Annotated in this window: 7 protein-coding genes and 7 pseudogenes; 6 read left to right on the forward strand and 8 right to left on the reverse strand. The window is 51.4% G+C overall.

Going from position 1 to position 15,146, the window contains the following annotated elements; genetic code table 11:
- Positions 1-182 precede the first annotated feature (182 nt).
- Together JZM24_RS19040 and JZM24_RS00175 are read right to left on the reverse strand one after the other, a co-directional pair.
- Complete coding sequence (locus JZM24_RS19040; protein WP_281418172.1) at positions 183-311, reverse strand: hypothetical protein; 129 nt, start codon at positions 309-311, stop codon at positions 183-185.
- 1,109 nt (positions 312-1,420) lie between these two features.
- Positions 1,421-2,622, reverse strand: a pseudogene (locus JZM24_RS00175) (IS3 family transposase).
- Positions 2,623-2,687: 65 nt separating this feature from the next.
- Here JZM24_RS00175 and JZM24_RS19045 point away from each other — a divergent pair.
- Positions 2,688-2,786 (forward strand): annotated as a pseudogene (locus tag JZM24_RS19045) (hypothetical protein); the annotation flags it as partial.
- 265 nt (positions 2,787-3,051) lie between these two features.
- Here the strand turns inward: JZM24_RS19045 and JZM24_RS00180 are convergent.
- From JZM24_RS00180 to JZM24_RS00200, 4 genes and pseudogenes are all read right to left on the reverse strand, one after another.
- A pseudogene (locus JZM24_RS00180) lies at positions 3,052-3,598 on the reverse strand (phage terminase large subunit family protein); the annotation flags it as partial.
- 55 nt (positions 3,599-3,653) lie between these two features.
- Positions 3,654-4,136 carry a hypothetical protein gene (locus JZM24_RS00185; protein WP_215668173.1) on the reverse strand — a complete coding sequence of 161 codons (483 nt, stop codon included), beginning with the start codon at positions 4,134-4,136 and terminating at the stop codon, positions 3,654-3,656.
- 479 nt (positions 4,137-4,615) lie between these two features.
- Positions 4,616-4,822 (reverse strand): DNA N-6-adenine-methyltransferase, encoded by a 207-nt coding sequence (locus JZM24_RS00190; RefSeq protein ID WP_376775498.1) that lies wholly within the window; start codon positions 4,820-4,822, stop codon positions 4,616-4,618.
- Between the two features lie 1,718 nt (positions 4,823-6,540).
- Positions 6,541-7,286 (reverse strand): annotated as a pseudogene (locus tag JZM24_RS00200) (phage integrase); the annotation flags it as partial.
- A gap of 120 nt (positions 7,287-7,406) precedes the next feature.
- On the opposite strand from JZM24_RS00200, the pseudogene JZM24_RS00205 reads away from it, so the two are divergent.
- A pseudogene (locus JZM24_RS00205) lies at positions 7,407-8,525 on the forward strand (IS3 family transposase).
- A gap of 60 nt (positions 8,526-8,585) precedes the next feature.
- Positions 8,586-9,308, forward strand: coding sequence for a hypothetical protein (locus JZM24_RS00210; protein WP_512699066.1), 723 nt, complete (start codon positions 8,586-8,588; stop codon positions 9,306-9,308).
- Positions 9,309-9,478: 170 nt separating this feature from the next.
- On the opposite strand, the pseudogene JZM24_RS00215 reads toward JZM24_RS00210, so the two are convergent.
- Positions 9,479-9,943 (reverse strand): annotated as a pseudogene (locus JZM24_RS00215) (arginase family protein); the annotation flags it as partial.
- Between the two features lies 1 nt (position 9,944).
- Positions 9,945-10,181: pseudogene (locus JZM24_RS00220) on the reverse strand (arginine decarboxylase); the annotation flags it as partial.
- Between the two features lie 817 nt (positions 10,182-10,998).
- Here JZM24_RS00220 and metK point away from each other — a divergent pair.
- The 3 genes from metK to JZM24_RS00235 all read left to right on the forward strand — a co-directional run bounded on the left by metK (position 10,999) and on the right by JZM24_RS00235 (position 15,080).
- On the forward strand, positions 10,999-12,153 hold the full coding sequence (metK, locus tag JZM24_RS00225) for a methionine adenosyltransferase (RefSeq protein ID WP_215668175.1): 1,155 nt from the start codon (positions 10,999-11,001) through the stop codon (positions 12,151-12,153).
- An 811-nt stretch (positions 12,154-12,964) separates the two neighbouring features.
- Positions 12,965-14,362, forward strand: a complete 1,398-nt coding sequence (locus JZM24_RS00230) for a sugar porter family MFS transporter (protein ID WP_215668176.1) — start codon at positions 12,965-12,967, stop codon at positions 14,360-14,362.
- A gap of 202 nt (positions 14,363-14,564) precedes the next feature.
- Positions 14,565-15,080 carry a SprT family zinc-dependent metalloprotease gene (locus tag JZM24_RS00235; protein ID WP_215668177.1) on the forward strand — a complete coding sequence of 172 codons (516 nt, stop codon included), beginning with the start codon at positions 14,565-14,567 and terminating at the stop codon, positions 15,078-15,080.
- Positions 15,081-15,146: the final 66 nt, after the last annotated feature.

The raw sequence follows: 15,146 nt of genomic DNA on the forward strand, positions 1-15,146 counted from the left end.
CTATTTATGTTTAGTTATTAACCCCCCATCTCATCAGCCAGAGTAAGACTTTATCCAGCGGGCGGGTTATTCCGTGCTATCCACATTCTGAGCCACATACACCGTGCTGACCTATGCTTTAAGCGCATCTATCTCTGCCAGCTGCCTTTTCACTTTAGCGGACTGTTCCTTAATCGCCTCGATCAGTAACGCGAAAATGCTGCCGTAGACGACGGCTTCCCCCCCTTGATAACCGAGTCATCACGCTGGTGGTAATCGCCCGAATTGAGCACGGTTTCCGGCAGCACGTCTACCCGTTCATCAGCCATCACGCCTGTTGACGCTTACCGGCGAGGACATACGTTTAGCCCGTCAGCGTTTCGACTTTTGCCAGACCATGTTATAATGTCTTGATGTCGCTTCTAATTCGTCGATCGGCGTTATTGACCCAATGCCCCTGCGCGGCTAGGTATTACCGTCATCCGTGAAAATGAACTACCCATGATGACCAGGACCTCGATTGATAAGCAGACGATGTTCAAGATGGCTGTCAACCACCGTCCATCTGGCGCGGGTAGTAGCTAAGCTGGGCACAGCTCACGCCCGAAGTCCACGAATGAGCCACCGTTGAAGGACACGATAGCATAGGACGCCACCTTTACTGCTGTGCTGTGGGTGGCCCGGCCGCCAGGAGGTAGTTCTCTATCGCTCACCACGCTGGCAACTTCATACAGCGCCACAGAGCCGGTGCCGGGCAGCAACAACATCTGACCAGGGCCAAAACCCTGCTTTTTATCCGCTCAGCGGGTGCCGTGGCCCGTGGCTTTTTTACCGTTGGCCGCTATCGAAAGCATGCCGGTTTTGTACCATATCATGTGTTACCTCCATCAGTTTGATGAAGCGGTTTGCAAGTGACTTGAGGAAAAAAGAAGTTCGGGGCTATAGGCGCCTTCAGGTGCTGAACACCCCCTGGAAGCGGAGACTGCGCCCGTTAGTGCTGCGGTATTTTTGTGTCCATATTTTGATTTGGCCGAATGTGGGTGAATAAACCACCAGCAATGGGAATAAGCCCGCTTACCTTCATACACGTTTCTAGCACCTGGTCCCCCGAGCCTTTCGGGTTTCCTCTAGAAAGGGGTACAAAAATGTACTCGATAATTCTTGACATCCCCCAAATATTACACATAGCAATATACGGGTTATTACCACCGAACTATTGGCTATCTTATAGGACGCGGAAATAGATAGCATCCAGCAAAATTTATAGCGCAATGCTACAAGATTTATTGAACGTAAGCGTTTTTTCAAGCTGGAAGGTGATAAGCTTCTATAATACAAAACAAACTGACAGAAAGTCTGTCTGTTGTAACACACACACATAGTCTCATCCTCTGGACAGAACGTTGATCTTGCCCCGCCATCTCCGTACAGCTTTTGTATCTTAAGTTAACGAAGCCCGATGCCGCCGGTATTCTCTCGGAGAGTGATATCCCAGCGCGCTGTGCGGATGGTTTTCATTGTAATGCGTGAAAGCTGCTGCAAGGTTTCGCAGGGCTGTTCTCGCATCCGGTTTTGGCATGAACTCGATATAGTCTTCCTTCATCGTCTTCACGAACCGTTCGGCCATTCTCTGCGGGCTGCTCACCGCTGTTGTGCAGGGCTCCAGATCCAGTTCTCTGGCGAACCTCTGCGTTTCATGCGCGGTATACGCTGAACCGTTGTCCGTCAACCACTGCACCGCTGTATCGGGTAACCTGTCGCCGAAGCGCTTTTCTACCGACCTCAGCATCACATCCTGCACGGTCGAACTGTCGTAGCCTCCAGTGCTCGCAGACCAGTCTATGGCCTCTCTGTCGCAGCAGTCCAGTGCGAACGTGACCCGCAGTTTTTCACCGTTGTCGCAGCCGAACTCGAAGCCATCTGAACACCAGCGCATATCGCTTTCTGCCACCGCGATCCTGCCCTTATGCTCACGCCTCGGCCGCTCTGGTTTTCAATGTAATAACAGCAGGTTATGCTCACACATGATCCTGTAAAGTCGTTTCGCATTTACCGGCGGCAGTCCCTCTGCGCGACGTTGTTTACGCAGGATTCCCCACACCCGCCGATAGCCGTAGCTGGGCATATCGCTGATGATGTCGAGGATGTCCGACAGTATTTCAGCGTCTGCTTCGTCATTACGCCGGTTACAGCGCCTGTCCTGCCAGTCGGCAGAACGCTTAATCCGCAGTGACAGCGGCGCACGCGACCCGCTCATGGCGCGGCTGACCTGTGCTATTCCCCGGCCTTTGGCAACAAGGGCGCGTGCGCTATCCATTTTCGTGACTGGCCGTACTCCACGGCTTCTTTTAGGATCTCAACCTCCATCGTCTTCTTACCCAGAAGGCGCTGGAGCTCCCGGACCTGCTTCAATGCAGCTGCAAGCTCAGAGGCAGGAACAACGTCCTCCCCGGCAGCCACGGCGGTGAGGCTGCCTTCCTGATATTGCTTTTTCCACTTAAACAGCAGGCTGGGCTGGATACCGTGCAGTCGTGCGAGATGGGAGACATTCATGCCGGGCTCCATCCTCTGCTGAATAATGGCCATTTTTTCCTGAGGAGTTTTACGTTTACGGACTTCTTGACCTAACAGGATCCCGGTCATATCAAAATTGGCGTTAGTGTTAGACATATATTTAAGCCTATCTCTTATCTGGAGATACAGCTACTTCACTCTGGACAGAACGTGGAGCAGCGCGTTACGCCAAGAAGCTTAAAACCGATCAGGCATGGGCAGTGTTCGCTAAGCTGGAAAATTGCTACTTTAATACTGAGATAATACTGAAAGAGGTAATCGCCCACCTCAATATAAACTCGAAGCCGCCGAGCTATTATCCAACCACGAGATTAACTGTTTGACGCATTTGGTTTAGAGCATGGCTAACGGGTTTCATTTCAGCAGGGCATGGAGCAATGCTATCTGGCACGCTCTGCGCCGCGCTACCGGTGTACCCTCCCCTCAACATTGAAATCCGACATATCCCCTGCTGGCCGAGGATTGCTGCCAAGTTTACGTCAATACCAATCAGCTTAACGGTGCCTGATGGGGAAACTCCCGATGCCATTTGACATCGGTGATTTCACGTCCCAGCTTGCTCTCGACCAGTGTCATGCCAGCCGGCATGAAGGTCTTGGTGCGCTTGGACGCTAGGGCAAACGCCACCCCTCTACCATCAATGTCTGCTGGCAAGCGGTCATAATTAGTGAGTGCGACCCGTTTGTAATCGGCGAAGAAAAATACTCATTGACGGCCAGCTTATTTTGATTAATGAACCATCACGAAAAATCTTATCATGAATATTGTTGTCGTTACCTTGAGTACTCAAGCGGGGTGCTGCTTCGCGACGGGCACGAAATGTTCGCGCCCGTCGCTTTTTAGCATGCCCCTGGTCTGTTTCTTGTGTCATCTGCACCATAAGCATATCCGCCGGATCGCATTCAATGCTGTGAATTATCCAGCCATCAATCAGACCGAGCGTTTTCCCCGTTCGCGCTGGGCCCACAAACTCCACAGCGTCGAATTCTCGTTTCGTCAGACAATTCATCGGCTCACAGATATAGGGCGTCAGGTTAGTGCGCCACCTCGCCCGGGGCGGCTACTGGTCAGAAAAAGGTTGTTCCGAGGTGGCCATACTTTCAGGCATTCGAGGTTAACAACTTGGCGCCAATGCCCACAGAGGATAATGCCTCGATATTTTTTGAAGTCAGTTCACCGTACCCCCGGATATAGGCACCTGGATCAACCATCACATCGTCGTGCCCCAGACGCTCGTGCAAGGCGGTGATGGTGTCCTCAAGAAAGGTGGGGTATTTGTAGGCGGTCGAGACTTTGACCGGGTCCTCTACTGTCTGCCCTACCCGCTCGGCAGCGAAATACAGTACACCGCGAAGGTGCTGGCCGTATTTCCCTTCCAGATGCTCTAGCATCTGGGTACAGGCGTTAAAAGACTGGCCTTCAAGCTCTGCCGTCAGCACAGTCCGGTTGAAGCTGCGTCGTGCCACCTGGTCACACAGGCGCTCAGGGTTATCGTGATTCATATCTGCCCAACTGATATCTGTCTCTTTAATCAGATGGTCGAGATAGCGCAGTATACCTACCCCTTGGGGCTTTTTTGTCATCAGGCTTGTGCTACCAATGTCAGGCTTGGATGGGTAGTTTTTAGCTCGTCCCCTGCATGACGTCAGCTCAGCCAACGCTTCAGGAATGGCCTGACAGACTCGTACAATTTTGCTAAGCAACGGAGCCAGCGTGCGCTTAGCTAACGACCAGCATGAGGGATTGCTGTCAAAGTCTACCGACCGGTTACGAACACTGGCGATACTTCCTGCCAGCGTATTTAGCGCAGTGTGACCGGGGGAGGGTTTTATATTTGCTGAAAAGTAATGTATTGAGTTGAAATTAATAATGATCTCAAGTAATTAGGTAATTATTAAGTTGTTTATTATTAATTTATTAGCTATTATTCAATACGTAAAAAACCCCATCCACTAGAAGGTGTTGAGGCTTCATGTCCTGCGCACTTTTGTCGCAGCATGAGGGGATTATGTGGGGTCCCGGGACCCCAGCCAAGCAATTAACTGACCTTTTGATCAGTATGCTATGATAGATTGCTGCGAAATTGCACATTGCTCGGCGGCCTTTTTACCCACGGCATGATATTGCTGTAAGGAGGGTTGCAAAAAATGGCACCGTGGGTGTGCCAGTCGTCATTCAGGGCATCATCCGCTTCGGTCAGGTAGTGACGACAAAGGGTGTTATCATGGTCGGCGGCGCTGTCAACGCAGAATCCGAACTCTGCAGCCAATGCCTGGAGTAGTTTTGCTCTGCATTCGCCATATATCTTTGTGCTCTGGTCGCGTGCGTGATGTTAATGCCATATCTGGTCTCACAATTTGTCAACCATCGATGAACGGGTCATGAAGCAGCGTGACTCGAAGTGCAGGGTGCAGAACATTTGATTACAGGCGATTAAGCGGTAAAAAGGTGAGAGGGATGAAATAACGCTATGAAAAGTGAAAATGACATTCTTACCGATGCAGTTCTAATAGCACTAACAGGGTAAAAAATCCCATCAAAGCAATGCGAAATATTGCGATTCGCTGAGGTTTTCTTCATAACTCGCAGTGATGGGCGCCCCAGAACAACGTGGGCGTACTTTAACGAACCTTGTAGCAAGAAACATATGACTGAAATATCGAAATATGTTGCACCGAACTACGGAGCGCTAAACTTATATGGCGAAAAAGAAAGAATAGTTCTGATAATTGGCTACCACCGCACGTCAGCAGAGGTAAGTCAGCATTTGAGTTTATACCTCGATCCGGGGGAACTGTTAGACTATACGGCTTCAATGCAACGCCAGCTCAAGTTCGGTCCGCATATGAGGCATGTAATAATACTCGTAGCGACGCATCACTGTTTGAAGGGCTTGTTGAACGTTGTTTAATTTGATGAATTTTCTGAATTAGCAATTGAAACATAGGATGATTATAGAAAATACGCTGAAAAGGTTGTTGCTATGTTCTGGAAATTAGATCTGGATCACATCAAACCTGAACATCTTAGGCGATACCTGGATAAAAGAGGTCTAAAAAGTCGGACTCAAGCTAATCGAGAAAAAGCCTTCATATCACGAGTTTTTTGATTTTCTTATCAATGCGGCCTAGTAAAAGTAAACCCGTGCAAGGGTGTATGTCAATTTAAAGAGTCCGCGCGCGCATAATATTTAACTCACGCGGAATATTAAGCGGTCTACAAAATATCGACTACCTTAGTGAAAGTTACCATGAAGTTGGCATATCTTTGTTGCGCGCGTCAATCTGTTATCTTTCATTATAGAAAAGTCAATATCCCGCGAAGAAATTTTGGTTCAGCAAAGTAAAACAGGCGTAGCGCAAATAAAAACATGGTCCCAGAGACTTGAACAGGCCATATCCGTGAGTAAAGAATCGTTATTAGATGATGGCATGAGTAACATTAATGTCATACACCAATCATCAGGCGCACGATATACACGCGATGGTTTCAATACACGTTGGTTGAAAACAGAAAACGAAGCTGAAAACAGTTTGCCGAGCTTGATTTAGATTTTACATTCCATGATTTTAAGGCCAAAGGTGTCTCCGATTTAGACGGTGGCCTGTACGAAAAACAATCTCTGCCTGGGCATAAAAATGTAATTCAAACGGCTCGATATGCTAGAAAACCGACTAGTGCCAGTTGCAGGTGGTCAGCAAGACAGTAAAAATACTACGAAATGATATTACAAAAGGGATGTCAAGACGAAAAAAAACCGCACAAGGCGGCATCAAATTTTAATACAACTTTTTGTTTTTATTTTTCTTGTTGAATTGGTACCCGGGACGAGACTTGAACTCGTACAGACAAAGGCCGAGGGATTTTAAAAAATTTCATCTTCTTTTTAAAAACAACAAGTTATTTAAAATCATGGTGTTACAAAGTGATAATGACTACGTTTTGTGGCACGCTGTTAATTTTTGCTGCCACTTTTTAGGAAGATTTTTAAGAAAATTTATCGAATGGGTTAAGTGATAATGCTGCCTCAAGGTGATCAGGTGCAAAATGATCATACCGCATTGTCATCATGATCGTGCTATGACCAAGAATTTGTTGTAATACCAATATATTACCTCCTCCCATCATAAAATGACTACTAAAAGTGTGACGTAGAACATGTGTTCTTTGTCCAGATGGCAAATTTATGCCAGCTCTCTTGAGTGCATGCTTGAATGCATCATAAGCAGATGAAAATAATTGTCCGCGATTTTTAGGCAATAAATATTGAAGTCGCGCAGAAATAGGCACTGTCCGATTTTTTTACTTTTAGTGTTGATAAACGATACCTTCCCAGGCAATACCTGAGATTGACGCATTGATTCTGCCTCTCCCCAGCGAGCACCTGTAGCTAGGCAAAGACGAGCCATAATACCTAAGCTTATATTTTCTGATTCATCACAGGCAGCCAGTAGGCGCTTTATCTCATCAGCATATAGAAATGATAACTCCTGCTCCCCTTCTTTAAATTGTCTAATTCCATCTAGCGGATTATTTCCTTCCCACTCACCAAGCCTCTTCATCTCTGAAAAAACGGCATGTAGATATGACTGCTCACGGTTAACGGTAGCTTCCTTGACTGTTTTTCGCCCCTTTGCTAACCACTCTCCAGCGAGTCGACGCTCGCGGTATACGGCAAACATATTTTTATCAATTTCATGAGCAAGAGGATCTCCAAGACGCCCACAGATAGCCTATAGCTTTGCAAGACGAGATTCGCCTGTGATTTATCCCCCTGAAACACCAGACAGTAGCTGTATCTCCAGATAAGAGATAGGCTTGAATATATGTCTAACACTAACGCCAATTTTGATATGACCGGGATCCCGTTAGGTCAAGAAGTCCGTAAACGTAAAACTCCTCAGGAAAAAATGGCCATTATTCAGCAGAGGATGGAGCCCGGCATGAATGTCTCCCATCTCGCACGACTGCACGGTATCCAGCCCAGCCTGCTGTTTAAGTGGAAAAAGCAATATCAGGAAGGCAGCCTCACCGCCGTGGCTGCCGGGGAGGACGTTGTTCCTGCCTCTGAGCTTGCAGCTGCATTGAAGCAGGTCCGGGAGCTCCAGCGCCTTCTGGGTAAGAAGACGATGGAGGTTGAGATCCTAAAAGAAGCCGTGGAGTACGGCCAGTCACGAAAATGGATAGCGCACGCGCCCTTGTTGCCAAAGGCCGGGGAATAGCACAGGTCAGCCGCGCCATGAGCGGGTCGCGTGCGCCGCTGTCACTGCGGATTAAGCGTTCTGCCGACTGGCAGGACAGGCGCTGTAACCGGCGTAATGACGAAGCAGACGCTGAAATACTGTCGGACATCCTCGACATCATCAGCGATATGCCCAGCTACGGCTATCGGCGGGTGTGGGGCATCCTGTGTAAACAACGTCGCGCAGAGGGACTGCCGCCGGTAAATGCGAAACGACTTTACAGGATCATGTGTGAGCATAACCTGCTGTTATTACATTGAAAACCAGAGCGGCCGAGGCGTGAGCATAAGGGCAGGATCGCGGTGGCAGAAAGCGATATGCGCTGGTGTTCAGATGGCTTCGAGTTCGGCTGCGACAACGGTGAAAAACTGCGGGTCACCTTCGCACTGGACTGCTGCGACAGAGAGGCCATAGACTGGTCTGCGAGCACTGTAGGCTACGACAGTTCGACCGTGCAGGATGTGATGCTGATGTCGGTAGAAAAGCGCTTCGGCGACAGGTTACCCGATACAGCGGTGCAGTGGTTGACGGACAACGGTTCAGCGTATACCGCGCATGAAACGCAGAGGTTCGCCAGAGAACTGGATCTTGAGCCCTGCACAACAGCGGTGAGCAGCCCTGCGAAACCTTGCAGCAGCTTTCACGCATTACAATGAAAACCATCCGTACAGCGCGCTGGGATATCACTCTCCGAGAGAATACCGGCGGCAGCGGGCTTCGTTAACTTAAGATACAAAAGCTGTACGGAGATGGCGGGCAAGATCAGACGTTACCCAGGAGCAGCAGATTATTCAATTATTCTGCCGCCATCTGATTATGGCGCACAGCCCCTTTATCGAAGACAACCTGTATGCCTTAGTACAGTTTATGATCTTCTTACAATCGCTAAATTATCGGGTGGAGGAGAATTACCCTCGGGTGGAAAGTCTCTTTAATTCGCTCGTCAAGGAGTTGACCGACGGCCAGATTAATCAAAAAAGAAAGGCTATCACCACACCGGCCAGACACCACTTCAAATTCTCCTTGCTTTTGGTGATGCTGCGTTTTTTCACCAACTCGGGACGATCGCGACAACATTTACTTTCCTCGGTTGGCGATACCATGCAATTTTTTGGTCTGCAAGACGAAACGTTGCAGGCGGCTATGCCCGAGAATTGGCAAATATTGGATGATGAATGGAGAAAACTGCTTAATGACAGTTGCCTGGCCGCGCCGCACGTCTTAAAGAATTACTTCTTGTATCAGTTCCATCACACGACATTTGGCTTAAAGGATCTTAGCCATAGCTTAAGAAATTTATATTACTATTTTATCGATTTTTTCTACCTGAAAACCCTGCTATCGGTGCAGTCGGTTCGTGGCCGCGCCGTATCGGAAGAAGCGGTTCAGTTAATTTTTAGTCACTACGCTACCGTGACGATGCACTCCGCCCATTTCCGGCCCCAGCTTGATGCGCTCATCGATAAACTGAATTATGGCGACGACTTGTCGTTCCTGCTGTTATTGAATTAGAACTCACCCGCGGGCAAACGGCGCGGCCGCCTGCGGCATAGGCGAATGCGGACAGGTCAAGCCGTTTGCCACGGTGGGCGCAGAAGCGGACGTCGCCAAGTCCGGCGTCTAGCGCACACTTGGCGCCTGCTGGCAAAATCCCGGGGTTTTCCAACGCACCGCCTTTCCCGTCAGTCGTCGCCCCGCTTGGCGCCCTGGATGCAAAGCATTTCCAGCGCCAGCGTGGCGGCGGCCAGCGCGGTGATCTGCGCCTGATCGTAGGCCGACGCGACTTCGACGATGTCCATACCGACGATATTCAGCGGTTGCAGCCCGCGCACCAGCTTCAACGCCCGATCGCTGGTCAGGCCGCCGATAACCGGCGTGCCGGTGCCGGGCGCCGCCGAAGGATCGAGACAGTCGATATCAAAGGTCAAATAGACCGGCAGGTCACCCACAATCTGCTTCACCTGCGCCAGAATATCATCAACGCCGCGGTCATTAACCTGTCCCGCGTCCAGCACGGTGAAACCGTTATCGCGTTCAAACTCGGTGCGGATGCCTATCTGCACCGAATGCGCGGGGCTGATTAACCCTTCGTTTGGCGCATGATAAAACATGGTGCCATGATCGAACTTGCTGCCGTTGGCATAGGTGACGCTGTTTCACCAATTCGGCCAGATCGACGCACGCTTCGGGGAAGTCCGGATCCGGGCAAACGCTAATATGACCTAACTCATTGACGTCATAGTAGTTATTGCCCCAGTGCGTGACGTTATAGGTTCGCAGCATTTTACTGGCGTCGCTGTCGTTCATGGCTACCTCCTGCATTGAGCGCAAAGTGTCTTGTCGAGCCGCGCGGCGCGGCTCCGGGTTCGGTCGCGAGTCAGTCATGACGGCATCCTTCCGCACGCGAAGCCCGCTTGCCGGCCCCCATCGGGTAAGCGCCGGCAACGGAACCCTGCCCGCCCGCGCGCAACGAAAGCGGCAAGAAACGTCGCCGAACGCCGCCGGCGCCCGGTCTATCCAGACAGTAATTGTAAAACACCTTGGTGAACTCCGTGCTACAGGATGGCGGAACGCCATCAATTAGGATCGCATGAAAGGCCGACTGACCCGTGATCAGAAACCCGCGGCACTTAGCCGGCCCGGTCATCCTGAGCCGCTCCGGTCGGGCGGCGTCTTCGACAAGAAAGGATACACGCGGCGCCGGTGGCGCATGCGGCCCGACGCGCCGCACACGGGAGACGGGGGGCAGAAACGACTGGCATCGTACGCGTCATAAATCCTGTCTCCTAAGCAAACACGGTCCGCAACCGGGGCCGGAAATTGAGTGTAAAAGGTTTGCGCGCTTTTTCGGTTAATTTTTACGTTACCTGATGTTAGCACGCGCGATTTTATACCGCCACAGGGGGAAAAAAGCAAAATGAAATTGGCCTATGTCACTTTATTGACGTTTTTTTGTCCTTTGTAGTATCAGGCTGACTTATTTCAGCCAAAAAATTACTGGCGTTCAACCAAGACCCTACCCTAAAATAGCCATCCAGAAGTTAATCCATCTATACTGATTAACTGTTTTACTGCTGAACGACAGTTTCAGGGGGAGGCAGCATGGCGCGTACCGTCATCATCAGGGCATCGTGCAGTGCGGGTGCCCAGTCCCCAGCGCCACGCAGTCATTTCCAACCCGCATCCAAAGGTAAAAAGACCAATGGCTAAACACCTATTTACATCTGAATCTGTTTCAGAAGGGCATTCTGATAAAATCGCTGACCAGATTTCCGACGCCGTGCTGGACGCCATTCTGGCGCAGGATCCCAAGGCGCGCGTCGCCTGCGAAACCTATGTTAAGACCGGCATGGTCCTAGTGGGCGGCGAAATCACCACCAGCGCCTGGGTGGATATCGAAGAATTGACGCGCAGCACTATCCGCGAGATCGGTTACATCCATTCGGATATAGGGTTTGACGCTAACTCTTTCGCCGTGCTGAGCGCCATTGGTAAACAGTCTCCGGATATTAACCAGGGCGTGGATCGCACCGATCCGCTGGAACAGGGCGCGGGCGACCAGGGGCTGATGTTCGGCTACGCCACCAATGAAACCGATGTGCTGATGCCGGCGCCGATCACTTACGCGCACCGTCTGGTGGCGCGCCAGTCACAGGTGCGGAAAAACGGGACCCTGCCCTGGCTGCGTCCGGACGCCAAAAGCCAGGTCACCTTCGCCTACGACAACGGCAAGGTGGTGGGTATCGACGCCGTGGTGCTGTCGACCCAGCATGCCGAAGATATCGCCCTGCCGCAGTTGAAAGAAGCGGTGATGGAAGAGATCATCAAGCCGGTTCTGCCCGCGGAATGGCTCTCCGCCCAGACCAAGTATTTTATCAACCCGACCGGCCGCTTTGTCATCGGCGGCCCGATGGGCGATTGCGGTCTGACCGGCCGCAAGATCATTGTCGACACTTACGGCGGCATGGCCCGTCACGGCGGTGGCGCCTTCTCCGGCAAGGATCCGTCCAAGGTGGACCGCTCAGCCGCCTATGCCGCGCGCTACGTGGCAAAAAACATCGTTGCAGCCGGTCTGGCCGAACGCTGTGAAATCCAGGTGTCCTACGCCATCGGCGTGGCGGAGCCGACCTCCATCACCATCGAAACCTTCGGCACTGAAAAGATCCCGGCGGATAATCTGACGGCGTTGGTGCGCGAGTTTTTCGACCTGAGTCCTTACGGGCTTATCACCATGCTGGATCTGCTGCAACCCATCTATCGTGAAACTGCGGCCTACGGCCACTTCGGCCGCGAGCATTTCCCGTGGGAGAAGACCGATAAAGCTGAACTGCTGCGTGACGCCGCCGGCCTGAAATAACGCACGTTGTCGCGCTCATAGCAGCCGTAATCACCGCTACACCGCAACGGCGATCGTAACGATCGCCGTTTTTTATGCCCTCAGGCAAGAGGTTGTTATGCCCACAGGTAAGGGGTTGTCATGCCCGCAGGTAAGGGGTTGTCTTGTCCGCAGGTAAGGTGCTGTCTTGTCCGCAGGTAAGGGGTTGTCATGCCCGCAGGTAAGGGGTTGTCACGCCCACAGGTAAGGGGTTGTCTTGTCCGCAGGTAAGGTTTGTCACGCCCACAGGTAAGGGGTTGTCTTGTCCGCAGGTAATGTCGTCTTGATGCCTGTTATGCCATCGTGAGTGCACCGAAACTGTCCTGATAGTACTTATGTCGCCACTGATTACGTTTGAACGCACCCATAGCCTTATGCCGCCGTGAATACACTCCAGTCGCTCCGTTTAAGTCCATTAAAACTTATTGAGCGAAAATTTTTGTTTCATCTACACTAAAAAACGCGGCTGTTTAAGACAGATTACGCTCTTTTTTGGAACCGATTACAAATCAATTATCATTTATAATCAGAATATTAAAAAAGTCATGTCGCCAAAATAAATTTAAATTTCAAAATCGTTACAAAATGAATATGACATCCGGATTATTCCCGATGACAACGCCTCTTAATGCCCTATATTAGCGGGGCATCGCATTACGCTACGGATGAATATGCTGATGGACAGTGATGAGAGGATGTAACCGATCACATAATTGTGATTGACTTCACACTTTGTCAGCATACATTTACATAACATTCATAATTATTAATTTACGTAGTACACGGAGGCATTATGAGTACTGCCACACGTAAACCCGGCAGATCCCATGCTCGTTTTACTTTTTTTGTTTGTTTTATGGCGGCTTTGGCCGGCCTGCTATTTGGACTGGATATTGGTGTCATCGCCGGCGCGCTGCCTTTTTTGTCTGCAGATTTGCACATCGATAACCATCAACAGGAATGGGTCGTCAGTTCCATGATGTTTGGCGCCGCGGTAGGCGCAGTCGCCGCGGGCTGGATGTCGGCCAAGCTGGGGCGGAAATTCAGTCTGCTTACTGGCGCCGTTTTGTTCATTATCGGTTCGCTGTGGTCGGCGCTATCGCCCAATGTAGAATCCCTTATCATCGCCCGTATTCTGCTGGGTCTGGCGGTCGGGATTGCCTCCTATACCGCACCGCTTTATTTGTCGGAAATCGCGCCGGAAAAGATCCGCGGCTCGATGATTTCCATGTATCAGTTGATGATCACCATCGGGATTTTAGCAGCCTACCTGTCTGATACCGCTTTCAGCTATAGCGGATCCTGGCGCTGGATGCTGGGCATCATCACCATCCCCGCGGTGCTGCTGTTTATCGGCGTCTTGTTTTTGCCGGGAAGCCCGCGCTGGCTTGCGGCCCGTGGACGTTACCATGAAGCGCAGAAAGTGCTGGATATGCTGCGTAGCTCCAGCGAACAAGTGCGCAAGGAGCTGGAGGAGATCCGCGAAAGTTTGAAAATCAAACAAAGCGGCTGGGCACTGTTTAAAGACAACGCCAATTTCCGCCGCGCGGTATTTCTCGGCGTCCTGTTGCAGGTGATGCAGCAGTTCACCGGTATGAATGTCATTATGTATTACGCGCCGAAAATCTTCGGTATCGCCGGTTTTACCAGTACCGCCAACCAAATGTGGGGAACGGTGATTGTCGGGTTGGTCAACGTACTGGCGACATTTATCGCCATCGGGCTGGTGGATCGCTGGGGTCGTAAACCGACCCTGAAACTCGGTTTTCTGGTTATGTCGGTCGGCATGGGTGTGCTAGGGACGCTGCTGCATCTGGGCGTCGACACCGACTTCCAAAAATACTTTGCGATTGTCATGCTGATGTTGTTTATCGTCGGTTTCGCCATGAGCGCCGGCCCGCTGATTTGGGTATTGTGTTCCGAAATCCAGCCGCTGAAAGGGCGCGACTTCGGTATCACCGTCTCCACCGCCACCAACTGGATTGCCAACATGATAGTCGGGGCCACCTTCCTGACCATGCTGGAAACGCTGGGTAATGCCAACACCTTCTGGGTCTACGGCGCGCTTAACGTTCTGTTTATCGTATTGACCATTATGCTGATTCCGGAAACCAAAAACGTTTCCCTTGAGCATATCGAACGTAACCTGATGACCGGCAAAACGCTGCGCGAAATCGGCGCGCGGGACTGACCGCTTACGTCTGTGGCCAAAACGCCGCCGCCCCGACTGGACGGCGGCGTTTTTTTGCCCGAAAACCTTCCCTGGATATACCCTGTACCCTTGGCGCGCGGCGGCGTGGTTATGACCTTATGTAGCCAGGTCTCGCCGCGTGTCGTCGCCTGGTGTTGCCATAGGGTTGCATCCTTTGGCGCCGACGATTAGGCTGGCGAATATGAAACCGTTACGCATCCCTATCGCCCTGCAGCAGGGCGTCATGCAGTGCCTGCGGGCCAAGCTCGCACAGGCAGGGGAGTATTTTGACTGTACCTTTCCCGAACCGGCGATAAGCTTTCAACAGCGCGGTACCTCCGCCGGTAACGCCTGGCTGGAGCGCTGGGAAATCCGCCTGAACCCGCAGTTATTGCTGGAGAATCAGCAACGTTTTATCGACGAAGTGGTGCCGCACGAGTTGGCGCATCTGCTGGTGTATCGCCAATTTGGCCGGGTCGCGCCCCACGGCCGGGAGTGGCGCTGGATGATGATGACCGTGTTGCAAACGCCCGCCCGCCGCACCCATGAATTCGATTCGGCGGCGGTGCGTAAATCTATCTTTCCCTACCGCTGCGGCTGCCAGCAACATGCCCTAACCGTACGCCGCCATAACCGCGTTATACGCGGCGAAACCCAATACCGTTGCCGCCGCTGCGGCGACATCTTGCAGCCCGAGGCGACCGGTACGGAACGGTAATAGTCCGCCAATGCTTCCCCTGATTTCCACCTGACGGCGCGGCGCGCGTTCGATTTGCCTGTCTCG

The organism is Candidatus Sodalis endolongispinus, assembly GCF_018777395.1.
Classification (GTDB): domain Bacteria; phylum Pseudomonadota; class Gammaproteobacteria; order Enterobacterales; family Enterobacteriaceae; genus Sodalis_B; species Sodalis_B endolongispinus.